This window comes from Bacillus sp. EKM206B (assembly GCF_011066015.1).
Taxonomy (GTDB): Bacteria; Bacillota; Bacilli; order Bacillales; family Bacillaceae; genus Bacillus; species Bacillus velezensis.
This window is the reverse complement of sequence record NZ_JAAMNL010000006.1, coordinates 1-24,625: the sequence shown is the minus strand read 5'-3', so window position 1 is coordinate 24,625 and position 24,625 is coordinate 1. Positions and strand designations below refer to the sequence as shown.

At 46.7% G+C, this 24,625-nt stretch carries 32 protein-coding genes, 1 tRNA gene and 2 riboswitches; of the genes, 19 read left to right on the top strand and 14 right to left on the bottom strand.

Going from position 1 to position 24,625, the window contains the following annotated elements:
• Nucleotides 1-57: 57 nt before the first annotated feature.
• From G9F50_RS12465 to G9F50_RS12420, 10 genes are all read left to right on the top strand, one after another.
• Nucleotides 58-1,902, top strand: a complete 1,845-nt coding sequence (locus G9F50_RS12465) for a monovalent cation:proton antiporter family protein (protein WP_060562164.1) — start codon at nt 58-60, stop codon at nt 1,900-1,902.
• 53 nt (nt 1,903-1,955) lie between these two features.
• Nucleotides 1,956-2,064, top strand: a riboswitch (TPP riboswitch).
• Between the two features lie 87 nt (nt 2,065-2,151).
• Entirely contained in the window at nt 2,152-2,859 is a 708-nt protein-coding gene (gene tenA, locus G9F50_RS12460) for a thiaminase II (RefSeq protein WP_007409099.1), read from the top strand.
• The gene (gene tenI / locus G9F50_RS12455; RefSeq protein WP_060562183.1) at nt 2,837-3,454 is read left to right on the top strand and encodes a thiazole tautomerase TenI; all 618 of its coding nucleotides are present in this window, start codon (nt 2,837-2,839) and stop codon (nt 3,452-3,454) included. The genes tenA and tenI overlap by 23 nt, the downstream gene beginning before the upstream one ends.
• A complete protein-coding gene (gene thiO / locus G9F50_RS12450) occupies nt 3,438-4,547 on the top strand; it encodes a glycine oxidase ThiO (protein ID WP_060562165.1) in 1,110 nt (369 codons plus the stop codon). The genes tenI and thiO overlap by 17 nt, the downstream gene beginning before the upstream one ends.
• Nucleotides 4,544-4,747, top strand: a complete 204-nt coding sequence (thiS, locus tag G9F50_RS12445) for a sulfur carrier protein ThiS (RefSeq protein ID WP_060562166.1) — start codon at nt 4,544-4,546, stop codon at nt 4,745-4,747. Before thiO ends, thiS begins: the two co-directional genes overlap by 4 nt.
• Nucleotides 4,744-5,514, top strand: coding sequence for a thiazole synthase (gene thiG / locus G9F50_RS12440; protein WP_007610655.1), 771 nt, complete (start codon nt 4,744-4,746; stop codon nt 5,512-5,514). Before thiS ends, thiG begins: the two co-directional genes overlap by 4 nt.
• Nucleotides 5,511-6,521: a thiazole biosynthesis adenylyltransferase ThiF gene (gene thiF / locus G9F50_RS12435; protein ID WP_060562167.1), complete on the top strand. Its 1,011-nt coding sequence runs from the start codon at nt 5,511-5,513 to the stop codon at nt 6,519-6,521. Before thiG ends, thiF begins: the two co-directional genes overlap by 4 nt.
• Nucleotides 6,522-6,543: 22 nt before the next feature.
• Entirely contained in the window at nt 6,544-7,356 is an 813-nt protein-coding gene (gene thiD / locus G9F50_RS12430) for a bifunctional hydroxymethylpyrimidine kinase/phosphomethylpyrimidine kinase (protein ID WP_052827264.1), read from the top strand.
• 130 nt (nt 7,357-7,486) lie between these two features.
• Nucleotides 7,487-8,263 carry an enoyl-ACP reductase FabI gene (gene fabI, locus G9F50_RS12425; protein WP_003155001.1) on the top strand — a complete coding sequence of 259 codons (777 nt, stop codon included), beginning with the start codon at nt 7,487-7,489 and terminating at the stop codon, nt 8,261-8,263.
• A 97-nt stretch (nt 8,264-8,360) separates the two neighbouring features.
• Complete coding sequence (locus G9F50_RS12420; protein WP_060562168.1) at nt 8,361-8,969, top strand: CotO family spore coat protein; 609 nt, start codon at nt 8,361-8,363, stop codon at nt 8,967-8,969.
• 57 nt (nt 8,970-9,026) lie between these two features.
• Here G9F50_RS12420 and cotZ read toward each other — a convergent pair whose 3' ends face one another.
• The 5 genes from cotZ to G9F50_RS12395 form a co-directional block, all read right to left on the bottom strand.
• Nucleotides 9,027-9,470, bottom strand: coding sequence for a spore coat protein CotZ (cotZ, locus tag G9F50_RS12415; protein WP_003154997.1), 444 nt, complete (start codon nt 9,468-9,470; stop codon nt 9,027-9,029).
• Nucleotides 9,471-9,615: 145 nt separating this feature from the next.
• Nucleotides 9,616-10,098 carry a CotY/CotZ family spore coat protein gene (locus G9F50_RS12410; RefSeq protein ID WP_060562169.1) on the bottom strand — a complete coding sequence of 161 codons (483 nt, stop codon included), beginning with the start codon at nt 10,096-10,098 and terminating at the stop codon, nt 9,616-9,618.
• 150 nt (nt 10,099-10,248) lie between these two features.
• On the bottom strand, nt 10,249-10,749 hold the full coding sequence (locus tag G9F50_RS12405; RefSeq protein WP_015239583.1) for a spore coat protein: 501 nt from the start codon (nt 10,747-10,749) through the stop codon (nt 10,249-10,251).
• Between the two features lie 92 nt (nt 10,750-10,841).
• Nucleotides 10,842-11,156: a hypothetical protein gene (locus G9F50_RS12400; protein ID WP_015239584.1), complete on the bottom strand. Its 315-nt coding sequence runs from the start codon at nt 11,154-11,156 to the stop codon at nt 10,842-10,844.
• A 37-nt stretch (nt 11,157-11,193) separates the two neighbouring features.
• Nucleotides 11,194-11,580 carry a spore coat protein gene (locus G9F50_RS12395; RefSeq protein ID WP_003154992.1) on the bottom strand — a complete coding sequence of 129 codons (387 nt, stop codon included), beginning with the start codon at nt 11,578-11,580 and terminating at the stop codon, nt 11,194-11,196.
• Nucleotides 11,581-11,750: 170 nt separating this feature from the next.
• Here G9F50_RS12395 and G9F50_RS12390 point away from each other — a divergent pair, with 170 nt between their 5' ends.
• The 4 genes from G9F50_RS12390 (at nt 11,751) to spoVIF (ending at nt 13,265) form a co-directional block, all read left to right on the top strand.
• The gene (locus G9F50_RS12390) at nt 11,751-12,107 is read left to right on the top strand and encodes a DUF1360 domain-containing protein (RefSeq protein ID WP_015239585.1); all 357 of its coding nucleotides are present in this window, start codon (nt 11,751-11,753) and stop codon (nt 12,105-12,107) included.
• A 286-nt stretch (nt 12,108-12,393) separates the two neighbouring features.
• Nucleotides 12,394-12,591 (top strand): hypothetical protein, encoded by a 198-nt coding sequence (locus tag G9F50_RS12385; RefSeq protein WP_012117306.1) that lies wholly within the window; start codon nt 12,394-12,396, stop codon nt 12,589-12,591.
• A 91-nt stretch (nt 12,592-12,682) separates the two neighbouring features.
• On the top strand, nt 12,683-12,844 hold the full coding sequence (locus G9F50_RS12380; protein WP_007610678.1) for a YjcZ family sporulation protein: 162 nt from the start codon (nt 12,683-12,685) through the stop codon (nt 12,842-12,844).
• Between the two features lie 166 nt (nt 12,845-13,010).
• The gene (spoVIF, locus tag G9F50_RS12375) at nt 13,011-13,265 is read left to right on the top strand and encodes a sporulation-specific transcription regulator SpoVIF (RefSeq protein WP_003154986.1); all 255 of its coding nucleotides are present in this window, start codon (nt 13,011-13,013) and stop codon (nt 13,263-13,265) included.
• A gap of 68 nt (nt 13,266-13,333) precedes the next feature.
• On the opposite strand, the gene G9F50_RS12370 is transcribed toward spoVIF, so the two are convergent.
• The gene (locus G9F50_RS12370) at nt 13,334-15,619 is read right to left on the bottom strand and encodes an ATP-dependent helicase (protein WP_032874483.1); all 2,286 of its coding nucleotides are present in this window, start codon (nt 15,617-15,619) and stop codon (nt 13,334-13,336) included.
• A 119-nt stretch (nt 15,620-15,738) separates the two neighbouring features.
• Here G9F50_RS12370 and G9F50_RS12365 point away from each other — a divergent pair, with 119 nt between their 5' ends.
• Complete coding sequence (locus tag G9F50_RS12365; protein WP_060562170.1) at nt 15,739-15,993, top strand: hypothetical protein; 255 nt, start codon at nt 15,739-15,741, stop codon at nt 15,991-15,993.
• A 67-nt stretch (nt 15,994-16,060) separates the two neighbouring features.
• On the top strand, nt 16,061-16,810 hold the full coding sequence (gene bla / locus G9F50_RS12360) for a subclass B1 metallo-beta-lactamase (RefSeq protein WP_060562171.1): 750 nt from the start codon (nt 16,061-16,063) through the stop codon (nt 16,808-16,810).
• A 41-nt stretch (nt 16,811-16,851) separates the two neighbouring features.
• On the opposite strand, the gene G9F50_RS12355 is transcribed toward bla, so the two are convergent.
• From G9F50_RS12355 to G9F50_RS12330, 6 genes are all read right to left on the bottom strand, one after another.
• Nucleotides 16,852-17,574: an ABC transporter permease gene (locus G9F50_RS12355; protein WP_060562172.1), complete on the bottom strand. Its 723-nt coding sequence runs from the start codon at nt 17,572-17,574 to the stop codon at nt 16,852-16,854.
• Nucleotides 17,567-18,304, bottom strand: a complete 738-nt coding sequence (locus G9F50_RS12350; RefSeq protein WP_007409079.1) for an ABC transporter ATP-binding protein — start codon at nt 18,302-18,304, stop codon at nt 17,567-17,569. Before G9F50_RS12350 ends, G9F50_RS12355 begins: the two co-directional genes overlap by 8 nt.
• The gene (locus tag G9F50_RS12345) at nt 18,305-18,538 is read right to left on the bottom strand and encodes an AbrB/MazE/SpoVT family DNA-binding domain-containing protein (RefSeq protein WP_007409078.1); all 234 of its coding nucleotides are present in this window, start codon (nt 18,536-18,538) and stop codon (nt 18,305-18,307) included. It lies immediately after the preceding gene.
• Between the two features lie 160 nt (nt 18,539-18,698).
• Nucleotides 18,699-19,130, bottom strand: coding sequence for a GNAT family N-acetyltransferase (locus tag G9F50_RS12340; RefSeq protein WP_060562173.1), 432 nt, complete (start codon nt 19,128-19,130; stop codon nt 18,699-18,701).
• A gap of 4 nt (nt 19,131-19,134) precedes the next feature.
• A complete protein-coding gene (locus G9F50_RS12335; RefSeq protein WP_003154969.1) occupies nt 19,135-19,650 on the bottom strand; it encodes a YjcG family protein in 516 nt (171 codons plus the stop codon).
• Between the two features lie 25 nt (nt 19,651-19,675).
• Complete coding sequence (locus G9F50_RS12330) at nt 19,676-20,398, bottom strand: esterase family protein (protein ID WP_007409075.1); 723 nt, start codon at nt 20,396-20,398, stop codon at nt 19,676-19,678.
• 174 nt (nt 20,399-20,572) lie between these two features.
• Nucleotides 20,573-20,698: riboswitch (SAM riboswitch) on the top strand.
• Nucleotides 20,699-20,767: 69 nt separating this feature from the next.
• Between G9F50_RS12330 and G9F50_RS12325 the strand changes: the two genes are divergently transcribed.
• From G9F50_RS12325 to G9F50_RS12315, 3 genes are all read left to right on the top strand, one after another.
• The gene (locus tag G9F50_RS12325; protein WP_060562174.1) at nt 20,768-21,889 is read left to right on the top strand and encodes a methionine biosynthesis PLP-dependent protein; all 1,122 of its coding nucleotides are present in this window, start codon (nt 20,768-20,770) and stop codon (nt 21,887-21,889) included.
• Nucleotides 21,882-23,057 carry a cystathionine beta-lyase gene (gene metC / locus G9F50_RS12320; RefSeq protein WP_025649595.1) on the top strand — a complete coding sequence of 392 codons (1,176 nt, stop codon included), beginning with the start codon at nt 21,882-21,884 and terminating at the stop codon, nt 23,055-23,057. Before G9F50_RS12325 ends, metC begins: the two co-directional genes overlap by 8 nt.
• Before the next feature lie 138 nt (nt 23,058-23,195).
• Nucleotides 23,196-23,268, top strand: a tRNA-Val gene (locus tag G9F50_RS12315).
• 514 nt (nt 23,269-23,782) lie between these two features.
• Here the strand turns inward: G9F50_RS12315 and G9F50_RS12310 are convergent.
• Nucleotides 23,783-24,118 carry a hypothetical protein gene (locus G9F50_RS12310; protein ID WP_060562175.1) on the bottom strand — a complete coding sequence of 112 codons (336 nt, stop codon included), beginning with the start codon at nt 24,116-24,118 and terminating at the stop codon, nt 23,783-23,785.
• Nucleotides 24,119-24,139: 21 nt separating this feature from the next.
• A partial coding sequence (locus tag G9F50_RS12305; protein WP_260398087.1) for an EndoU domain-containing protein occupies nt 24,140-24,625 on the bottom strand: 486 nt, incomplete at its 5' end.

Below are 24,625 nucleotides of genomic sequence, written 5' to 3'. Positions count from 1 at the left end.
GGTTTCGCCCGCTTTAAGCGGGCTTTTATAACCCTTGTTTTAAGGAGGTATTTACGAATGGAACACACATCAGTCGCATCTTTAGTCGTCGTTCTGATCGTCGCTTTTTTGACGCCGCTCCTTTTACATCGGTTTAAGCTCAGCATCCCCGTCGTCGTCGCGGAGATCATCATGGGGCTTATCATCGGAAAAAGCGGCCTGAATCTTGTCGTTCAGGGAGACACGTGGCTGGAGACGCTGTCTGTTCTCGGCTTTATCTTTTTAATGTTTTTAAGCGGCTTGGAAATTGATTTTTCTTCATTTGAGAAAGGGAAGAAAAAACAATTCCTTCCGAATGGCAAGGAAGCGCCCAACACGTTTTCTGCCGCACTGATTATCTTTTTCGGCATCTTTATTTTATCATTGCTGCTGTCCTATGCCTTTGTATTAGCCGGTTTTATTCAAAACGCATTTTTAATGACGCTTATTATTTCGACGATATCACTCGGTGTGGTGGTCCCGACTTTAAAGGAAGAACGGATCATGAACTCCAATATCGGCCAGATCATCCTGCTTGTCGCCGTTATCGCGGACTTGGCTACGATGATTCTGCTCGCTTTCTTCTCTTCTCTTTACGGAGAAGACAGCGGAAATATGTGGCTTCTGTTGATTCTCTTTGCCGCGGGGGTCGTGCTGTATTTCTTCGGCAGGATCTTTAAACACCGTTCATTTGTGCAGTCGATGTCTAAAGGCACCGTGCAGATCGGCACGAGAGCCATTTTCACACTGATTATCGTGCTTGTCGCTTTATCGGAATCTCTCGGGGCGGAAAATATTCTCGGCGCGTTTTTGGCAGGCGTTCTGGTATCGCTTCTGTCTCCGAATAAAGAAATGGTGGAACAGCTGGATTCCTTCGGCTACGGGTTTTTAATTCCGATCTTTTTCGTCATGGTCGGGGTGAAATTGGACATTTGGACGCTCTTCCAAGATCCGAAAACATTAACGATGATTCCGCTGCTTCTGATTGCGCTGTTTATCAGCAAAATGTTCCCGGTGTTTTATTTAAAGAAATGGTATGACAATAGAACCGTGTTTGCTTCGGGCTTTTTGCTGACGTCCACGCTGTCGCTTGTTATCGCGGCGGCTACGATCGGAGAAAGGCTCCACATTATCAGCGCCAATATGTCCGGCGCGCTGACTTTAGTTGCGGTTATTGCCAGCATCATCACGCCGATCGGCTTTAAGAAATTATACAAACGGCAAAGTGCGCCGCAGGAAAAAAAGCGCATTACATTTATCGGCGCCAACCAAATGACACTTCCGGTTACGCTGGAATTGCCCGATGAGGAATATGAAGTACGGGTCGTCCATGTGTATCAGGAAAATGCCGGGGAAACGCTTGCGGAATCCGTTTTTTCGGTTGACACGATTTCTGATTACGAGCCCGGCACGCTTGAGTCGCACGGTATTTTCAAAACGGATATTCTTGTCGTGGCGACGGGAAATGAAGATGTGAACGCCGAAATCGCCTTAATAGCGAAAGAGAAAGGGACTGAGCGTATCATCGCAAGCGTCGGCTCGGTTGAGCATGAAACAAAACTGAAAGAAGAGGGCATCAGTATTTTTTCTATCCTTCTGTCTACAAAGACGCTCTTGCGCGCATTAATTGAGGCGCCGGGCGTGATGAGCCTCCTGACGAATGAGGAGTCTTCGTTATATCAGATCAATCTGGAAAACCCGGCGTATAACGGCATCATTCTGCGGGAATTTCCGCTGATGGGCGATGTGATTTTCGTCCGGATTTTCAGAGGTGTGGACAGCATCGTTCCGCACGGAGACACACGGCTGAAAACAGGAGACCGTCTCATCGTCACGGGCTCGCGCAACTACGTGTCGGAACTGAGAAAAATCCTTGAAGCTTGACCAAATTGCAATTCGTGATAATATAGAAGGCATAACAAATAAATCATTAATCGTATGACCACTAGGGGTGTCCTTCATAAGGGCTGAGATAAAAGTGAGACTTTTAGACCCTCATAACTTGAACAGGTTCAGACCTGCGTAGGGAAGTGGAGCGGTATTTTTTTGGGGTTCCTTTTATCCATTTAAATTCCAAACCACTTTTCCGATGCGGGAAAGTGGTTTTTTTATTTTATCAGGGGGGAAGACATGATGACATTTTCTGAAGAATGCAGACTGGCGGCTGCCGAATGGTGGGACGGAAGTTTTGTTCATCCGTTTGTAACGGGAATCGGTGACGGAAGCCTGCCGATAGACCGTTTCAGCTATTACGTGCTGCAAGATTCCTACTATTTGACGCATTTTGCAAAAGTTCAGGCGTTCGGCGCCGCATATGCCGAAGACTTGTTTACGACGGGCAGGATGGCGGGCCACGCTCAAGGGACATATGAAGCGGAAATGGCGCTGCACCGCGAGTTTACGGAGCTTTTAGGGATTACGGAAGAAGAGCGTGCGGCATTTAAACCGGCACCGACCGCCTATTCTTATACGTCTCATATGTACAGATCGGTGATGAGCGGCAATTTTGGAGAAATATTAGCTGCGCTTCTGCCCTGTTATTGGCTTTATTATGAAGTCGGCGAACACTTAAAGGAGTGCAAACCGGAGCATCCGATTTATGAAAAATGGATCGGTACATACGGCGGAGACTGGTTCAGACAGCAAGTCGAAGAACAGATCAGCCGTTTTGACGAGATTGCTGAAAACAGCACAGAGGACATCCGTGCGAAAATGAAAGAGAATTTTGTAATTTCAAGCTATTATGAATATCAATTTTGGGGAATGGCCTATCAAAAAGAAGGCTGGTCCGAGAAGGGCGGAAAAGAGGTGGAATCTTTTGGAGCTGCACGCGGTAACTGATAATCGCAAATCCGTTGCCGAGCTGGCCGAAGATATTCTTTCGATTCAGCGCGAAGTAAGCTTTATCCATATCCGTGAGCGGGATAAAACAGCGGGAGAGATCATGCAGCTTTTGACCCTTTTGAAAAAGGGCGGTGCGGATAAGGACAAATTGATCATCAATGACAGGGCGGATATCGCGCTTTTTGCCAATATACACCGTGTTCAGCTTCCGTCCCGCAGCTTTTCCGTAAAGCAGGTGCGAAACAGATTTCCCCATCTTCATATCGGACGTTCGGTTCATTCGCTGAAAGAAGCCATCCAAGCTGAAAAGGAAGATGCGGATTATGTGGTGTTCGGCCATGTATTTGAAACCGAATGTAAACAAGGACTTGAAGCAAGAGGCATCAGCCTGCTTTCAGAGATCAAACGCACGCTTTCCATCCCCGTCATCGCAATCGGCGGAATGACACTGCAGACGATCGGACACACAAAGCAGGCGAAACCGGACGGAATTGCCGTCATGTCAGGTATTTTCTCAGCTGAAAATCCTGAGGAGGCGGCAAAGCGGTATGCACGCGCGGTAAGGGAGGCCGATTATGAAGAAGCACTATGATACGGCGGTGATCGGCGGCGGAATTATCGGGTGCGCCATTTCTTATGAGCTGGCGAAGACGCAGCAGAACATTGTCTTGCTTGAAGCCGGAGAAGTCGGCCGAAAAACGACAAGCGCTGCCGCGGGAATGCTGGGCGCTCATGCGGAATGTGAAAACCGGGATGCGTTTTTTGATTTTGCCATGTACAGTCAAAGGCTGTATGAAGCGGCGGGGCAAGAGCTTGAGGAAGCTTGCGGCATTGACATCAGGCGCCATAACGGCGGAATGCTTAAACTGGCGTATACCGAAGAAGATATCGCCCGTCTACGGAAGATGGATGATCTGCCTTCCGTCACCTGGCTTTCAGCGGAAGATGCCCTTGAAAAAGAGCCTTACGCTTCAAAAGACATTCTCGGCGCAAGTTTTATAAAAGACGATGTCCATGTCGAACCGTACTATGTCTGCAAAGCGTATGCAAAAGGGGCGCGGCGCTATGGCGCTGATATAAATGAGCATACACAAGTCACCTCCGTAAAACGGGTGAACGGAGAATATTGCATCACAACATCCGGCGGGGATGTCTATGCTGACAAAGTCGCAGTTGCAAGCGGGGTATGGAGCGGCCGGTTTTTCAGCCAGCTCGGCTTGAGACAGCCTTTTTTTCCTGTGAAAGGAGAATGCCTTTCCGTGTGGAATGACGATATCCCGCTGACCAAAACCCTTTACCATGATCATTGTTATGTCGTCCCGAGAAAAAGCGGCCGGCTTGTCATCGGCGCCACGATGAAACAGGACGACTGGAGCGATACGCCTGACATCGGAGGAATTGAGGCCGTCATTGCAAAAGCGAAAACCATGCTTCCCGCCATCGAACATATGAAAATAGACCGGTTTTGGGCGGGTCTCAGGCCGGGAACAAGAGACGGAAAACCGTTTATTGGGCGGCATCCTGAAGACAGCGGCATCATCTTCGCTGCCGGCCATTTTCGGAACGGCATCCTGTTGGCGCCGGCAACGGCTGAAATGGTGCGGGATATGATCCTGGAAAGACAGATTAAAAAGGAATGGGAAGAAGCGTTTCGAATTGATCGCAAGGAGGCTGTTCATATATGATCCTTCAGCTGAACGGAAAACAAATTGATTGGAATCGAAATGAGGGGACGGTTCAGGATTTGCTTGAATCGTACCACCTTGATCAAAGAATCGTAGTTGTGGAGAGAAATAAAGAAATCATTGAAAAAAAGAATTATGAAAATACGAGTTTGTGTGACCGCGATGTCATAGAAATTGTCCATTTTGTAGGAGGCGGATGAGGATGTTAACGATAGGCGGAAAACAGTTTCAGTCAAGATTGCTGTTAGGAACGGGAAAATATCCGAGTTTTGAGATTCAGAAAGAGGCGGTGGCTGTCTCGGAATCAGATATTTTAACCTTTGCGGTAAGGCGGATGAACATCTTTGAAGAGTCTCAGCCTAACTTTCTTGAACAGCTTGATTTGTCTAAATACACGCTTCTGCCGAATACGGCCGGCGCCGCAACGGCTGAAGAGGCGGTCCGAATCGCAAGGCTTGCCAAAGCTTCAGGGCTTTGTGACATGATAAAAGTAGAAGTCATCGGATGCAGCCGGTCACTTTTGCCTGATCCGGTTGAAACGCTGAAAGCATCAGAACAGCTGCTCGAAGAGGGATTTATCGTGCTTCCGTATACGTCAGATGATGTTGTGCTCGCAAGACGTCTTGAGGAGCTCGGAGTGCATGCCATTATGCCGGGCGCTTCGCCGATCGGTTCCGGTCAGGGAATTTTAAATCCGCTGAATCTATCCTTTATCATTGAACAGGCGAAGGTGCCGGTCATTGTCGATGCCGGCGTCGGATCTTCAAAAGACGCCGCCTACGCGATGGAGCTCGGAGCTGACGGCGTGCTGTTAAATACCGCTGTGTCAGGCGCTGATGATCCGGTCAAGATGGCCCGGGCGATGAAGCTTGCCGTAGAAGCGGGCCGTCTTTCTTATGAAGCCGGGAGAATTCCGGTGAAAGATTACGGAACTGCAAGCAGTCCGCGAGACGGTCTTCCGGTATGACGGACAGATATTCCAGACAGGAGCTGTTTCAGCCGATCGGTCCCTCCGGCCAAGAGAAGCTCCGGTCGTCTCATGCCGTGATTATCGGCGCGGGTGCGCTTGGGACGGCAAGTGCGGAGATGCTTGTCAGAGCAGGAGTCGGGAAGGTAACGATCGCTGACAGAGATTATGTGGAGTGGAGTAATCTCCAGCGCCAGCAGCTTTATACCGAAGACGATGTCAGACAGGAAATGCCGAAAGCCGCGGCGGCTGAAAAACGGCTTCGATCTATAAATAGTGATGTAGAGGTCGAGGGATTTGTCATGGATGTCACTGCGGAAAATGCACCTGGATTGATTCGTGACGCCTCCCTCATCGTGGATGCCGCCGACAACTTTGAAACGAGGCTGATTGTGAATGATGCGGCTGTGCAGAAAGGGATTCCCTTTCTGTATGGCGCCTGTGTCGGCAGCTACGGGCTCTCTTTTACCGTCATTCCCGGTGTCACGCCGTGCCTTCATTGTCTGCTTGAGACATTGCCTTTAGGCGGTATGACATGCGATACGGCGGGAATCATCAGCCCGGCTGTATTGCAGACGGCCGTTTTTCAGGCAGCAGATGCGCTGAAACTGTTAACGGGCGGATCTATCGAGCATGTTCTCCGTTCCTTTGATTTATGGAAAAATGAACGGTCAGAAATAAACGTCGCCCGTCTTAGGTCGGCTGATTGCCCAAGCTGCGGCACGAACGATTATCCGTTTTTATCCTATGAAAATCAGACAAAAGCGGCGGTTCTGTGCGGGCGGAACACGGTGCAGATCAGAGCGGGGATCTCTGAACAGTTTGATCTGCAAAAACTTGCGGGACAGCTCAGACGGACAGGGCTTGATGTTTCAGCCAACCCGTATTTAATTTCGTTTTGCACAGACAATTTCAAGATGGTACTGTTTCGTGACGGCAGAGCATTAATACATGGCACAAGTGATATCAGCAGAGCGAAATCCTTTTATCATAAATGGATCGGATAATGCGAAAGGAGAGAAAAACATCATGAGCATATGCAAAGCATTGACGATTGCCGGATCAGATTCAGGAGGCGGCGCCGGTATACAGGCGGATCTCAAAACCTTTCAGGAGCTCGGCGTTTTCGGAATGTCAGCCATTACAGCGGTAACCGCCCAGAACACTTTGGGCGTTCACGGCATTTATCCGCTCACCCGGGAAGCGCTGGGCAGCCAGATTGACGCGGTGGCGGAAGATTTGCGGCCTGACGCTGTAAAAACGGGAATGCTGTGGAGCGCAGAAATGATTGCGGAAATTGCGGAAAAAACGGATCAGTACGGGCTTGATCATCTCATCACGGACCCCGTCATGATTGCCAAAGGAGGCGCTTCCCTGCTGCGTGAGGAATCTCAGGCCGCGTTAAAAGAGCTGTTAATTCCGCGCAGCTATGCGGTGACGCCGAATGTTCCGGAAGCTGAGGTATTGACGGGAATGGAAATCCGCACGTTTGAGGACCGGAAAAAAGCGGCCGAACGCCTTTGCAAGCTTGGTGCAAAGCATGTCATCATAAAAGGCGGACACCAGCCTGAACAAGGGAGGATCGTTGATTTATTATTTGACGGTTCGTCTTTTACCCAAATCAGCCACGCCTATATTGACACCAAACACACCCACGGAACAGGCTGCACGTTCGCAGCCGCGCTGACGGCGGAAACGGCAAAGGGGAAAAACATTCAGACCGCCTTTGAGACAGCCGTCAATTTTGTGCGGGAAGCCGTGGAACATACGCTCGGCATTGGAGAGGGACACGGCCCGACCAATCATTTTGCCTTTAAAAGGAACAGTCTGCAGACGAGATAAAAAAGAGACCGCTTCAATATCCGCGGTCTTTTTCCCATGCTTTCAATCTGGACAAGGTTATGATATGATAAAAATTAAGATCAGGTACTAAAACTATGTCTTTAAGACGATTACAGGAGGCTTTATACATATGAATTTCTCACTTGAAGGCCGCAACATCGTTGTGATGGGCGTTGCCAATAAACGCAGTATCGCATGGGGAATCGCCCGTTCGCTGCATGAAGCCGGAGCGCGCCTCATTTTCACTTACGCGGGAGAGCGCTTGGAAAAATCAGTTCATGACCTTGCGGCTACATTAGAAAGAAATGATTCCATCATCCTTCCGTGTGATGTGACAAATGACGCTGAGATTGAAACTTGCTTTGCGAGCATTAAAGAGCAGGTCGGCGTGATTCACGGCATCGCGCACTGCATCGCGTTCGCAAACAAAGAAGAGCTTGTCGGCGAATATTTAAATACGAACCGCGAAGGATTCCTGCTTGCGCATAACATCAGTTCTTACTCTCTGACAGCGGTCGCAAAAGCGGCGCGTCCGATTATGACTGAAGGCGGAAGCATCGTTACACTCACTTACCTCGGCGGAGAGCGCGTCGTTTCAAACTATAACGTAATGGGTGTGGCAAAAGCGTCTCTTGATGCGAGCGTCAGATATTTAGCCGCTGACCTAGGAAAAGAAAACATCCGCGTCAACAGCATTTCAGCAGGACCGATCCGTACGCTGTCTGCAAAAGGAATCAGTGATTTCAACTCCATCCTGAAAGAAATTGAAGAGCGCGCGCCGCTGCGCCGCACGACAACACCTGAAGAAGTGGGCGACACGGCTGCATTCTTGTTCAGTGACCTGTCAAGAGGCATCACGGGCGAAAATCTTCACGTTGATTCAGGATTCCATATTACCGCACGTTAAATAACAAGCAGTCCCTTTCAGGGATTGCTTTTTTCTTTCTTCTGATTTTAATCATTCCGTCATATAAATAAAACATGACAGAATCGGAGGGATGAAGATGTCAAAACAAAACAGAAACGCGGAAAAAAAACCGCTCATGTATATTGTTCAGGCGGATTATTCAGACACGCAATCATCAATGCAGGACATATTAATCAAAAAAAGGAAAGCGCCTCAGCCGCCGGAAGAAGAGCCGATGCATGGAAAGCGGGAGGAAGAATGTCAAACTCAGCCTGAAGGAGCAGTGGCTGTCGAACCAGAAAAGCAAGTACCTGAACAGCACAGCCGCGCAGAAGAAGCCGTTCAAGAAGTTCCGGCGCAAGCGGAGCAGGACACTGCCAAGCCCGACGCCGCTAAAAAAGAGTCTGATACCGCTGAAAAAGAGCCTGAAGCGGTTCACAATGCCGCCCCAGAGGAAAAGGTTCCGCCAAAGCGCGTGAAAAAGCCGATGAGCAGAATGTCCATTCTTGAAAAAATTGATTTCTTAACGAAGCTGCCGCATAATATGCCGCGGACCCTTTGTCTGATAGAAGCCAACGGGAAAACCTACAGAGGCGTAATCGTCGGCAGAAAAAATAATGCGATCTTCCTGCGGACGACAAGCAACGGAGCGCCGGCAGAACTCGCAATAGACGATATTACCTCGCTGCATCCGCTTGGATTTTAACCATACAAAAAGCTGCCTGAATTCTTAATCCGGCAGCTTATTTTTATGCTTTTTGATTTAAGAATGTGTGCGGTTGATCAGTCTCGGGTTCAGGCAATTAATGGCGCAGAAGCTATGGAGATCGACTTCAACGCAATAGTTCGTTTTTTCTAAACGGAATACATCGCAGAGAGAGTCTTTATCTGTAAAATCAAGAATGTGCTTATGCTCGTCAAAAGCAATAAGCAGGCTTAATGTGGCACAGCCGTCACAGACCCTTTCAACTCTGAAAAAAACGGTGTTAAAACACGGACCGTTATCCAGCTCGCCGACATTTCCGAATGCGGTAAACGGTGATGATTTAGAAGTGAAAAGCACAAACGGCACTGTATCGCCTAATGAAAAACCCGGCGATAAAAGGTTGGAATAGCATCCGGCCGGGCAATCTTCCTCGACCGCATTTTGCAGGTCTTCAATATTTTCTACCGCTTCACGCACACAGTATGTTGTATGCTTGCTCATAATATCCCTCCTGACTTCACGTTTTATATACCGGATTAAACGATATCGGAGAGTCAGCCGCCCGGAAGTCCGGGCGGGCTGATGATTGCATCTGTAATAGAAGGTTGGAAGGGGATTCTTCTTTAGGAAAGATGCGAATCAATGACTATCCGTGATGCTTTTTCTCTTTGTGCGGCTCAGGCCGGTCAACAAGATCCGGTGAAAGGCATTGAATGGCGCTGAAGCAGCTCAGATCAACTTCAATGCAAAAATCTGTTTTTTCTAAACCGAAGAAATCCGGGTCACAAGGATGGCAGACGCTGAGGGTGTCGCCGTGCACATCTACGGGGCGCAATACTGAAAGCGTTGCGCAGCAATCACAAACTCTTTCTGCCCGGAAGAAAATAGACTCGAAGCACTGGCTGTCATCCGCAAAGCCTCCGACGTTCCCGAATGTGGAGAACAAACCGCCTTTTTTATCAAACAAGAGAAACGGGATGGTATCTTTACCGGTAACCGTCGGGCTTAACAGATTGGTATAGCATCCAGTCGGGCATTGTTCTTCAACAGCCTCTTGTTCTGCTAAAATCTTCTCGACTGCATCGCATACACAACTTTCATCTCGGCCATGGTGTTTTCCGCAGCTCATGGATTTCAGCTCCTTCTTTTAGGGTATTTGACTTTTGTCTTTAACAACATATGTACGCGAGCCTCACTTGGTGTGGGTGAACGTCTATATATTCATCATATGCGGAGAAAATAAGAAAAAGCAGAGCATTTTTAGCTCTGCTTTTTCTTTTTAGAGGACAAGGGTGATGACTAAGACAGCAATCAGTAAATTTGTCGCTGTTGAGATCAAAACTGCGATATCGGCATCTACTGTTGTCACGTTTACGCCGCGGGAGTTTTCGATGAGCAGTTTTTGACGGTTGATTTGTTTGTTAGCTGTTAGCTGCAATAAGTCTTGTGCGACCAATTCAGCGATGACTCCGTCAGCAATTGAAGTGAGAGTGGCCGTTACGACTGCTGCATTAATCGCTGTCATGACTGAAGCGACTGCTTGAACGTCTGTTGACGTTACGTTAATATCACAAGAGTCTCTGATAATAATCGCTTCTTCAGAAACTTGTTTGTTAATATTCGCTTGAGCAAGGTCTTGGTCAAGGAAGGCATTATCTTCGCCAAATCCATGTCCGTTACAGCAAACATTACATCTTCTGCCTTCTTTTTCTTCTTTTTCTTCTCGCGGATGTTCGCATTCAGGATCAAGTGCAACCCAAGAGTATGGTCTGCTTTCCATATCTATTCCTCCTTTTCTTTTACTATTATTAAATGAGCCGGCCCCTTACTTTGACTCAGGCATCTATCCTGATAAAAATCACTATTTTTTAGTTATTGACCGGGATTTTGGCGTCTTTGCCGGAGCTGTTCGATTAATTGTTCTCTGCGGGTTTGCGGATTGGTCTGCTGATCTTGCGCTTTTTCCTGCTCTTTTTTCTGTTTTTGGCTTTCAAGAAAAGCTTCTGTTTTTGCCTGCATGTCTTTGACTAATGCGATCAGCATTTCTTTTTCTTCATCAGGAATTTCCCGCATTTTATCTTTTGTCACGCCGTGTTTTTTGAAGACATTGCTGACAAGCACCTTTAAAAGCGGATCCACTTCTGGTAGATTTTCGAGTTCTTTTTTTAATTTTTCGTTATCTGCCATTTGTTCTCACCTCTATTTAAATATTTGAAAAGAAAGGTTAAAGGATGTCTAGTTCAGCAAAAAGTATATTTAATAATTGAAACAAAATTTGTACAAAGGCCATAATATCGTCTGCAGTCAGTGTGATTTTAATATTGCGGCTGTTCAGGACTTGAATGACGGTCCTCTTTTTTATTTGGCAATCATCCAGGATCAGCAGTTCGGTTGCTATTTGGTCGGCTGTGTCTTCATCTGCGATCGCGAGCTGTGTCGCGAGGATAATCGCCGTAGTAACTGAGGCTTGTATAGAAAGAGCGGCCGTTATATGTGTTGTATCTATTGTGACATTTTCGCAATCAATCACTTCGATCGTCTGCTCGAATTCGTTGGATAATTGTTCGTATATTTGCGGTTGCAGTGTTTCGACTTTTTCTTCAAACGACATAACCTTCACTCCTTTCTCATTCATACTTTATATAATGCAAATGAAACGCCGAGCGGAATAAGAAAAACAACTAAACCGCACCTATTTTTTTACCGGACAAGGTGCGATTCATGAAGATCAGGGTTTTCGCATATGTATAAAGAGGTCAAGTTTTGAAAAGGAGTGAACAGGTGGTTATCAATTGGCTTTCATTTATTCTGTTATCGTTTGCCGTTTTCCGGCTGGCCAGGCTTTTCGTATTTGACACCATTATGGCGCCGCTTCGGAGCCTTTTTCACGAGGAAAAAACAGAAACCGCACCCGACGGCACGACAGAAACCTACATTGTCATAAAAGGAAAAGGCATCAGGGCATTTATCGGTGAACTTCTCAGCTGCTACTGGTGTACGGGCGTGTGGTGTGCCGCCTTTTTAATTGCGGTCCAGATTGTGGTACCCGAGGCTGCGCAATGGCTGATTTTGCTGTTAGCCATAGCCGGCGCGGCCGGGATCATTGAAGCTGCGGTTTCTCGTCTTCTGCAGGAATAAGGCGGTTCCACCAGCAACTTACCGTCACCTTCGGCATAAACTGGCATATATGACATAAGGAAAGGAAGGATCACCATGAGTCAATCAAGCAAACCTTCCCAACATTCTCCATACAAATCAACTGTGCATCAGCCTTACGAAAAAAAAATCAAGAAAAAAGGCTGCGGCTGCGGCCAAAAGAAAAAACCGAAATAGCCGTTTTCTAAAAAACCGGAGCTTCCGGTTTTTTTGTTTTTTGCCGAACGCCGGCCTCTGTTCGGCATAGATCATAGGAGGAGGGGATGTTATGAATATATTTGAATCATTCATAAACGGTAAATACCGCCGGCACAATCAAAACCAGCGGGAGCATGACAAATATATCTTATCTATTGAAAAACAGCTGTCTGAGTTTGATGAAGCGGGATCGCGCTTTGAGGAATGGATAGATGTGTTTGCCGCCGAAACAGAAGCAAAACTGAAGAAAAATGAGCATTCTCACTAAAATGAATGAAATCCGCACCGGCCCTATGCATTTATCCAAGCCAAACAAGTTCGCTCACATAGAGTATAGAGAGTAAAGGAGGTGCTTAGATATGGGATTCGGATATGGCGGATTCGGCGGCGGCTACGGCGGTTATGGCGGCTGCGGCGGATACGGAGGCGGCTATGTCGGAGGCGGATACGGCTCAACATTTGTTCTTGTTGTCGTATTGTTCATCCTTCTGATCATTGTCGGTGCATCCTTTTTTGGCTAAACCTTAGCAAGACCTTGGATAAGCGCGGGACCGTTCAGTCCCGTGCTTCCCTGATGTATGAAGGAGTATAGAGACGGGGCACTCGGAATTTTTTCCTTGTCTTACGGGCACATGTTCCGCTCTTTATTCATACAATATCGTATTACTCCACAAAAGGAGGCACACCATGGATAATCAATTTTTCAAAAATATTGAGAAGAAAACAGGCGTCAGCATGAAGGATGTCATGAACCTTGCAGGATCATTGCAAAATGCCAATTTCAAAGATGAAAACACGGTGAGAGGCGTCATTCAGAAGGTGTCCCAGCTGGCTAACAAGCGTGTTCCGAAAGAATTGGAAGACAAAATCGTTCAATCTATTACAAGCGGTAAAGAGAAACTTGATTTTGGCACCATTTCTAAAATGCTGAATAATAAATAGGCGTCAGCCGGCCTTGCTAAAAAGGCCTTTTTATGTGAGAAGAACCCGGCAGTGATCTGCCGGGTTCTTTATATCCTGAGTGCGCTTCGTCTGTCCGTCCGAAGAAGGGGCTCGAGAAATCTTGAGCTGCGCGCTGTTTTTCCCCGCCTGTACGCGGGACAAGATACATATAAATGCTGCATGGCCCTTGTCATTGCGACATACAGAAGCCGTCTTTCTTCTTCGAGCGGAGCGGGATCGCCCTGTCTCGCCGTCTCAAGTGCGAAGTCATGGGGGATCGAGCCGTCAGCCGCGCCTAAAATATAGACCGTATTGAATTCAAGACCTTTAGAGCGGTGAATGGTCAGCAGTTCGACGCCGTTTTCATCGGTTTTCAGATTCTCAGCGGCGCGCATATGATCGACATGCGCAAGAAAATCGGGAATGGTTTTGAATTTTTTGGCGGCCACTTTGACATCCCTGAGATCATCAGAGCCTTTTTCCAGTTTGTTTCCCTCATTGCCCCGTTTTTTTAAATACTCGGAAAAACCCATTTTGCTTTCTGCAAAGGTGATGGCTTCAACCGGCTTCATTGTCCGGATGCTTGCGAAAAACGGAACGATCTGCTTGATCTTCCCTATTTGAAAAGGCTTCAGGTCAGGCAGTTTCGTCAGTGCCTTAATCATCGTGCAATCTTCCGTAATTGACAGCGCCTTTAACGTTTGCAGGGCGGATTGCTTTAAAAATAAGGCGGGCAGCAGGTCTTTCACCGCATCCGGATCATCTTCATTCTGACTCGCATATAAGTAGGCGAGGATCTGGCGTACGATTCTGCGGCTGTAGAACGTCTGGACGCCCCGGTCGGCATGATAAGGAATCGATGATTGGTGCAGTCTTTCATAAATGGCCCGTCCGGCGCTGTTTGTCCGGTAAAGCACGGCAAAATCGTCAGGACTCGCCCCGTTTTGGATTTTCTCTTTCATATCCGAAACGATCATGGTCGCTTCTTCTTCTTCATCGTAAGGATAAAACATCACGGGATTGTGAACGCCGTCTTTGACGGCAGAAAGTGTTTTTTCATACCGTTTTTTATTTTTCTTTACGACGGCATGAGCGCTTGAGACGATTGGATGCGGCGAGCGGTAATTTGCCGTTAAGTAAATGGTCTTTGCTGCCGGATAATCCTTTTGAAAGTCAAGAATGAAAGACGGGCTGCTGCCGCGGAACGCATAAATGGATTGGTCGTCATCACCCACGCAGCACAGGTTATTCTCTGGGCTTGCGATCATTTGCATAATGTTGTACTGGACAGGATTGATATCTTGAAATTCATCAATCAAAATATGAGAAAATCTGTTTTGGTACTGCGCGAGAATATCAGGCCGGCTTTGAAACAGTTCATAACAGCCTTGGGCCATGTCATCAAAATCAAATTGCCGTTTTTCCCGCTTCTGCCGTTCGTAATGTTCGTAGAGCCTGTACACTTTTTTCTCCCAGTCGTCCGCAAGCGGAATGGTCTCATGGGGGAGATACGTGTTTTTCCAGCAGCCGATAAGCTGAAGCGCCTGGTCGACGGGAAACTCTTTTTCATCCAAATTTTCTTCATAGAGCGCCTTTTTCACATATTGCTCTTTTTGCCACTCCATTTTTAAAAGCTGGCTGCCGTTCCATTTTGAAGAATCATAATGATAGAGTATTTTATAGAAAAAACTGTGGAATGTTCCGGTCACGAGACGGGAGACTTTTCCGGCTGCCAGACCGTACTCATTCGCCATCCGCTCTTTCATTTCGGCGACGGCTTTTGTCGTAAAGGTCACAAGCAGCATATTTTCAGGTGAAATGCCGAGGTGTTCAATCATATGGGCGGCGCGTGCTGTCAGCACCCTTGTTTTTCCGCTTCCCGCTCCGGCAAGCACTAATAAAGGCCCGTCCGTTTCAGTAACTGCCTTCATCTGTTCACGGTTCAGGCCGATGCCGGGGAACAAAGATGTATCAGCCGCCTCGGATGTTGGTGAAAACGGTTCGGCCGCAGGCACTTTTTTCGGGCTTTTCCATTCTGAGACGATCGGTTTCGGATTCTCTGAAATCGCTTTTCCTTTCGGCAGGCGGAACATGCCGGCTTCCTTATACTCTTCTTTTTCTTTCTCCGCTTGTGGTTCCTCGGCAGCGCATGCTTTTTCACAGGCGGTGAAGTCTCCCTTTTGCCGGTGATAAAATGCCGGCTGCTCTAAAATCGAAAGCCGCATCAAGACGGGCTGGTCACAATGTGCGCAAAAAATATTTCCTTTCTGAGCTTCTTCAAAAAGGAATTGGTAATGTTCTCTAGAATATGTATGTAAATGTATCGTTCGGTTATTCAGTCGGGCGCATTTCAAAAAGGGGTCCTCCCATTAAAAGGTGTTCATCCATTTGATAGACAAAGAATATCATAACAAAAGAACCGCGTTTCAAAAAGTAAGATTAAGGGAAATGAAAAGCGAAGGGGAGGGTACATATGATTTATGCAGGACGGATTCAAAACCAGCAGTATTCTCAATACGCAAACCGGGCAGCGGGTTATAAGCCTGATTACGCCGGCATTACGAAAGCGGCCGCCCTCGCCAATGACAGGGTGTACAGAGAGGTGGAGCGCCGCCAGGAAAACACCGCAGCCGCAGAAAAGAAAGTACATGAGGAAAAACGTAAGCGCTCTCTTTCCCGTCTGCCGCAAATCATGGGAAAAGGACGATTGATTAATCAATGCGTGTGAAAAGCCCGGAAATATCCGGGTTTTTTTGAGGCGTATATATGAAAGATGAGGAAAGGAATGGTTCAATTTGAGAAGGATTTCTTTATTAATTGCGGGGTTATTTCTATTCGGCCTCTTTACTGCCGGAATGAAACCGGCACACGCGGCGGAGGGCTCCGCCGCAAAAGATGTCACGCTTACACAGCTGGCGCCGCATGTTTGGATGCATACAAGCACCGGTACGGCAGACGGAAGTCCCGTCCCTGCGAACGGATTGCTTCTTGAGACTTCCAAAGGAATCGTACTGATTGATACTCCGTGGAATGACAGTCTCACAGAGCAATTAATGACACAAATAAAAAAGCGGTTTCCCGGCAAAAGGATGACCGATGCCATTGTGACACACGCCCATGATGATCGTATCGGCGGTCTGAACACCCTGTACAAATACGGGGTAAAGGTGCACAGCACGAAACTGACCGCCGACTTCGCCCGACAGCAGGGATATGATCGGCCGCTCGGAGATTTGAAAAACGTGACAAAGCTGCAGTTTGGCGATATGAAAATTGAAACGTTTTATCCGGGAAAAGGGCATACGGAAGACAATATTACCGTCTGGCTGCCTAAGGATAAGCTCTTATTCGGCGGTTGCTTAATCAAGGCTTTAGAAACAAAGGAAATCGTGCCTACTCGGGGTTTTTATCCGGATCAGTGGCCGCGCGCCGTCCGCAAAGTCATGAAAAGATATCAGGACATCAGCATTGTCGTTCCGGGGCATGGCAGTCCGGGGGATGCCCGTCTTCTGCCGCATACAATAAACCTTCTGAAAGAAACGTAATAAAGAAGACCGGCGCTCCCATTACGGAGTGCCGGCTTTTTTTATCTCTTCCTGATTTTCATAAAACTGAGGAAAGCAAGTGCAAGCGCCAAAACGGTATATCCCGCTATCGGCCAAATATGCTGATGAAAGGAAGAATACTCTCCGGATATGACTTCCTGGGCCAGCTCGATCGAGTGAATAAACGGTAAGGCATAAGCGATATGTTTGAATGTGTCACCGAGCAGGCTCACCTCCATCCAAGCCCCGCCCAGAAATTGCACGAGTGTAATATAAATCGTTCCGATACCTGAAATTTGTTTGTCCGTAAACACAGCCCCTAAACATAAACCGAAGAAAACGGACATCATCGCAATCGGCAGCAAGACAGCGATACCTGCGAGAAGATTCATCCACTCGGCGGATAAACCGGCAGCCGCTGCTGCGATAAAACAAATGACGATTTGTAAAATGGCTAACGGCAGCATCGGCATTGCATAACCGATGACATAATCGGCTGTTTTTAAAGGGGAAGCAAACAAACGGGTCAAAAGGGCGGTCTGTTTGTCTTTTGCGATCAGCAATGCAGAGAACATCGTAAGGAAAGCGAAACCGAAAACAATGAGTCCGGGTGCTAAATGCTGAATTTTAAAGGTATCAAGCGGCGCATTTTTTTCAATCGCCGTAAACAGAAACAATAGAATAACAGGCAGTGCGATTCCAAGGATAATAGACAGGGGGTCACGAAAAATTTCTTTGCGGTTGCGAATGGCGAAATCAAGCATAAAGACCCGCCTCCCCGTCACAAATCGCTAAAAAGGCATCTTCAAATGTGGCTGAATGAGTTTGCTTTTTCAGAGCCTCCGCCGTGCCCAGTGCTTTTAAAGTCCCATTTTCTAAAATGCAAATACGATCTGCCAGGGCTTCAGCCTCTTCTAAATAGTGTGTCGTTAATATAATCGTCATGTCTCCCTTTAATGCCTCAAGATTTTTCCACAACTCGCGGCGTGAACGGACGTCCAGCCCTAATGTCGGTTCATCTAAGAAATAAATATCCGGCTTGGTGATCATTCCCATTGCGATGCTGAGGCGGCGCTGCATTCCTCCTGATAATGTTTTTGTTTTTGCTCTTTCTTTCTCTTTTAATTGAAACAATTCGAGCATCTCATCCGTTCTTTTTTTTGCTTCTTTTTTCGGTATTCCGTAGACTCCCGCTATAAATTCTAAGTTTTCCCGTACGGTTAGATGAGGAGCGATGGCTGTTTCCTGCGGGGACATATTCAATTTCGGTTTTATTTTATCCAAATCAGTCAAAATACTGTGTCCAAGCACTGATGCATCACCGTCATCCGGAGAAAGGAGTCCGCAAAGCATACTGATTAATGTCGTTTTTCCGGCTCCGTTCTCACCGAGTAAAGCGAAAAATTCTCCTTTCTCAACTGAGAACTCAAGACGGTCAACGGCGGCGGTTTCTTTATAATGTTTCGTTAATTGCTTCAGCTCAATCGCGTGCATTTACTCATCCTCGCTATCTTCATCGATTTGCTTAGCGTTTAAAATATCTTTTGCAAATTCGAAAAAGAGTTCTTGTTTTACAAGTGCGATACCTTGCTGGTCATCCCCGAGCATAAGCAGTGAGTCCCCCGGATTTATATCGAAAACATCTCTTGCTTCTTTAGGAATGACAATCTGTCCTTTTGTGCCCACTTTAACAGTCCCGAATATATGCTTTCCTTTTGGTGCCGTCATGTTTATCCCTCCGAAATATGAATTGTATTTTTTGTATGAATTGTAATACTTCGTATACTAAACATACATTAACCTTCCATAAAATTCAATAAAATTCATGAAATAGTATTATTTTCATAAAAAAAGCACTCCTGCCATATCAACAGGAGTGCTTTTGATTTTATCGTTTGTGTTCCTTTACCATTTCCAGATGGGGGATGCCCGCATCGAGAAATTCTTCGCCGGATGTGACGCGGTAGCCTTGTTTTTCGTAAAACGGAACCGCCTGCGTCTGCGCATGTAAGAGAAAGCTGTCGGCGTCCTTGGCTGCCGCCGCTTTTTCAAGCGCCTGCATAATGACGGCTCCGACGCCTAAAGAACGATGGCTTTTCATCACGCAGATGCGTTCTAATTTTCCATGCCCGTCTTTTATGCGCCATCTGCCGGCTCCGACCGGCTGGCCGCCGTCATATATGACTATATGTTCTGACGTGTCCTCGAATTGATCAATCTCTTCTTCTTCCGGAACGTGCTGTTCTTTAACAAAGACCTCTTTTCTGACGAAAAAAGCGTCGTTTAGCTGTTTTTCAGTTTTTGCGATGATGGATTCCAAGCAGTTATTCTCCTCCGCCTAATAAAAATGTTTCGTACACAGTCCATGAGCCGTTATCCAGCTGATAGAGCAGGTGAAAACGGTCGATGACTTCTTCGTGGGAAATGTCCTGCATTTTCAGCTGTCCGAGTACGTCGGAATGTTCATCTGACGACAGCTTCTGGCCGACCGTGACATGCGGAACGAAGCTGTATTCCGGCTCGCCGGATAATGCTCCTGAGTAGCATTTCTCACTCAGAGATTTTAATTCCTCCGTCGGTTCTGCTTTCATATATATCACATTATTCACAGGAGAAAACGAGCTGTATTTTGTGATTTTCAGAACGAGCGGATGCGACTCTTTCGCCGTCTGTCTCAGCTGTGATACGACCTGCTCGATTTCCTGTTCTGTCGCTTCAAACGGATCTCTTACCGTCAGATGCGGCGGAATGAGCGCGTAGCTCGGGTCGTAGCGTTTCCGGTACGAATTTGCGAGATCCTGTAATTTTTTTGATGGAAATAAAACAATACCGTATTTCATGAAAGTTCCCTCCTTAAATGAATGGTTACAGCATTTTTTTCAGCGCCGGCGTGATGAGCGGCTGCCAGTAGGTCCATTTATGATCCCCGTCGAAGGTTTCATACGTGTATTCGGACTGTTTGCTTTCCAGCAGCTGTTTGAGCTCTTCGTTCGGCGCGGTGAAATCAAGAACCTGGCCGTCCGTCGTGTGAACGCCGGTTTCTTTTTCTCCGATTTGATGATAAACGGAAATCTGTTTGAGATCCTCCGACTGCCGGACGGCATCCAGCACGTGCCCGTCAACATACGGAGACTGCATGATGACGTTTCCAAACATGTTCGGATAGTCAATCGCCGTCATGAGCGAAACGGTTCCGCCGAGGGAATCCCCGATCATGGTGCGGCCGTATCCGACTTGATAAGTCGGGTATTCTTTGTCGATAAAAGGAACGAGCTCATTGGCGATAAACCGCTTATATGAGGCGAACTTAGAGCCTTCTGGATGGTATGTGTTTCTTCGCTCCCGCACATTTTTATAAGGGACGCCGATAATGATGCAGCGGTCAATTTCCCCTTTTGACATAAGCTCTTCCGCCTGCCGCCCGATTCTCCCTAATCTGAAATAATCATGGCCGTCCTGAGCGATGACCGTATGATATTTATACAGGGGGGAGAAGGTGGCGGGCAGGTAGACCAAAACGGTCATTTCCTCTTCAAGCTCATGGGAGAAAAGTTTTTTCTCATGAATGATTCCGTTTTTTGATGCCACTTCGCATTCCTCCAGGCCGCTTCTTGTCTTGATGGTTTTTTCCTATTGTACCATGAATTATTAGAAATTTCTTTCTTCAGATGCACTTCTTGCGAGAGTTCAGATAAATAAAAAGTTGTTGAAATCCATTTTATTGTGCGTTAATATAGAACAATCAGAAAATACAAAACAATATTCTTATCACGAGAGGTGGAGGGACTGGCCCTTTGAAACCTCAGCAACCGGTTTGCTTTGCCGCGGGAAGGCAAAGTGCCAAGGTGCTAAATCCAGCAAGCGATTCACATGCTTGGAAGATAAGAGGAAGAGAAAAGCTCCTTCTTCTTATGAAGAGGGGGCTTTTTTATTTTTGAAAAAGGATGGTGCTTACTGATGACGCAGCATGTTGATACAAAATTAGCCCAAATCGGAAATAGAAGCGAAGAAGCAACGGGTACGGTCAGTCCGCCGATTTATCTGTCCACCGCTTACCGCCATAGAGGAATAGGAGAATCTACAGGTTTTGATTACGTGCGCACGAAAAACCCGACACGCCAGCTCGTCGAAGACGCCATCGCCGTGTTGGAAAACGGTGCGAGAGGATTTGCCTTCAGCTCGGGAATGGCAGCCATTCAAACCATTATGGCTTTGTTTAAAAGCGGGGATGAATTGATTGTATCCTCCGATTTATACGGAGGCACGTATCGTTTGTTTGAAAACGAATGGAGAAAATACGGCTTAAGCTTTATTTACGATGATTTCAGCGATGAAGACTGTTTACGCTCCAAAATAACGGAAAACACGAAAGCGGTATTTGTTGAAACGCCGACAAACCCGTTAATGCAGGAGGCGGACATTGAAAAAATTGCCCGGATTACGAAAGAAGCCGGCCTGCTTTTAATTGTGGATAATACGTTTTATACCCCGGTGCTCCAGCGCCCGCTTGAACTGGGAGCGGACATCGTCATTCACAGCGCCACAAAATATTTAGCCGGGCACAATGATCTCCTTGCCGGTCTGGCTGTCGTTAAGGATGAAGAGCTCGGCGAGATCATGTTTAATCACCAAAATGCGATCGGCGCGGTTCTCCCGCCGTTTGATTCGTGGCTTTTAATGAGAGGGATGAAAACACTCGGACTCAGAATGCGCCGTCATGAAGAAAACGCCCGTGAACTTGCAGAATTTTTAGAACAGGAAAAAGAAATCGCCGACGTGTTATATCCCGGAAAAGGCGGGATGCTGTCTTTCCGGCTGCAAAAAGAGGAATGGGTCAATCCGTTTTTAAAGGCGCTGAAAACGATCTGTTTCGCAGAAAGTCTCGGCGGGGTGGAAAGCTTTATTACATATCCCGCGACGCAGACGCACATGGACATTCCGGAAGACATCCGTATCGCAAACGGCGTCTGCAACCGTCTGCTGAGATTTTCAGTGGGCATTGAACATGCAGAAGATTTGAAGCGGGATGTCAAGCAGGCATTACAGCAAGTAAAAGAGGAGGCCGTGTCATATGAGTAATCAAAATTGGACGCTGGAAACCCAGCTCGTGCACAATCCATTTAAAACAGACGGAGCCACCGGAGCCGTCAGCGTCCCGATCCAGCATGCTTCCACATTCCATCAGTCTTCATTTGAAGAATTCGGGACATATGACTACAGCCGCTCGGGCACACCGACAAGAACAGCGCTTGAGGAAACGATCGCAGGTCTTGAAGGCGGAACGAGAGGTTTTGCTTTCAGCTCCGGTATGGCGGCGATTTCGACGGCATTTCTGCTCTTATCCCAAGGCGACCATGTCCTCGTCACGGAGGATGTGTACGGCGGAACATTCCGCATGGTGACTGAGGTTCTGTCCCGTTTCGGAATCGAACATACCTTTGTTGATATGACGGATATCAACGAAGTGGCGCGGAATATCCAGCCGAACACAAAGGTCATTTATATGGAAACACCGTCAAATCCGACACTTGGAATTACTGATATTAAAGCGGTTGTCCAGCTTGCAAAAGAAAACGGCTGTCTGACCTTTCTGGATAATACATTCATGACACCTGCACTGCAGCGTCCGCTTGATCTCGGCGTTGATATTGTGCTTCACAGCGCAACAAAATTCCTGAGCGGACACAGTGATGTGCTGTCAGGCCTTGCCGCCGTAAAAGATGAAGAGCTCGGCAATCAGCTGTATAAGCTGCAAAACTCATTTGGAGCGGTGCTCGGCGTTCAGGACTGCTGGCTCGTATTGAGAGGCTTAAAAACATTGCAGGTCAGACTGGAAAAAGCGAGCCGGACGGCTGAGCGGCTGGCTGCCTATTTTGACGGGCATCCCGCCATCAAAAACGTTTACTATCCCGGCCTTGCCGGACACCCGGGAGCCGATACCCATAAACGGCAAGCGAGCGGAGCGGGCGCCGTCCTGTCCTTTGAATTGGAAAGCAAAGAAGCCGTCAAAAAGCTGGTCGAAAACGTATCGCTTCCGGTATTTGCCGTCAGCCTCGGCGCCGTCGAATCCATTCTCTCATACCCTGCAGCCATGTCGCATGCCGCCATGCCAAAAGCAGAGAGGGAGAAACGCGGCATCACAGACGGCCTTCTGCGCTTGAGCGTCGGAGTCGAAAACGCCGAAGATTTAGAGCGGGACTTCGAACAGGCATTGAAAAAAATAACCCCCGCCCAAGTGAGATCATAAACGAAAAGGGCGCCGTCAATTTTGCGACGCGCCCTTTTTTTATTTTAGATAAAAAAAGTGTTGACGAATGAGAAATCAGGATATATAATTATAAATGTCAGAGAGACAACAACATACCCAGCAACACATACATATCATGATTCCGTAGCTCAGCTGGGAGAGCGCTACCTTGACAGGGTAGAGGTCGCTGGTTCGAGCCCAGTCGGAATCATCCACGGCGGTTAGAGGCGTTATATCAACGTTTCTAGCCGTTTTTTATTGCGTTGACTTAGTCGATGACTTAGGCGTATTAAGGCGCAGGGAAGCGGTCCTACCAACGACAAGGTAGCGGTTTTTATTTCGGTGTACTTAACCGAATGGAGGCGGTAATATGTCCGCAAATAGAACAGGAAAACGCGTCAAAAAGGAACGTACTTTACGGAATACTATGAGCAATCTCGATGGCTTTTCTACGGACTGAAGACAGTCTATCCTATTGAAAACATAGATAAAGCCCTTCTCGTAAGAGAAGGGCTTTCTTTTATCTTGAGGAATTCAATGTGTTGTTTTATTTGTCTGTAACTTGTTTAAGGCATTAGGAGGTCTACTATCAGAATTAGAGAGCCATTTTTTTATTTTACTAATGTTTTTTGGATCACTCAGAACAGAACTATACTTTCCGACCTTTTCGGCAAGTGGTGTCTGACATGTCACTCAAATTTCACCGCGTAGAATAATGAATGTACTTAACCTTTGAATATCTCAGGAATTTTATTTCTCCATATTAATAACAGCTCTTTAAATTGGTCTGTTTCTATTGAGTTTTTATAAGGGTCGTCGATCAAAAAAGGGTTTTCAACATCGGTAACATCTTTTTTTATCAATACATTTATGCCATTTAAATCAATTTCAAAATCCTCATGTATCCCATTTAAAACATTCTGAATGTATTCTATATACTCATCAGTTTGTTCTATTGTTGTAATATTTTCAATGAAGTCAGAGAAAAGACTGATTTCTTCTGGTAAAACTATTTTTATATCACCAAATGGATCTTTATCAAACCTGTATGAATATTTCATGTGTCACGGTCACCTTTAAGATTATTTTTTATATAACGGATATGCAGTTGCTATTGTTCCGTCACTATTTAAATACATTTCAATTTTAATTCCTGTTGAAGTGATTCCCCTATACTTATTTGAACGTACTTGTTTTCTAGTATGATAAGCTTCGTCAATTGCTTTTAAAACATCGGCGCGGTTCCATTCTCTTGGAAAGAAACTTGAATCCGCTATCTTTTTTACAGACCCGACTTCAACTTTCGCCATATACACTCCATTTTTGTCAGGTTTCTTTTCTGTACCTGGTATAATCTTCCCACCCATCATGCTTTCATGGTGGTAGCCAACTGCTTTACCGCGTTTATTAACTTCTCCATGATAAATATGTTTCATTGTACCGGCGGTATACTTGCTTTTTCCTGTACTAAAATTTGAAGACACAGATTTTCTGAGAACACTCTCTTTCTGATCTTCAATAATACTTTTCAACAAAGGCGTATTCTTCACATTGTGAGTATTTTCAAT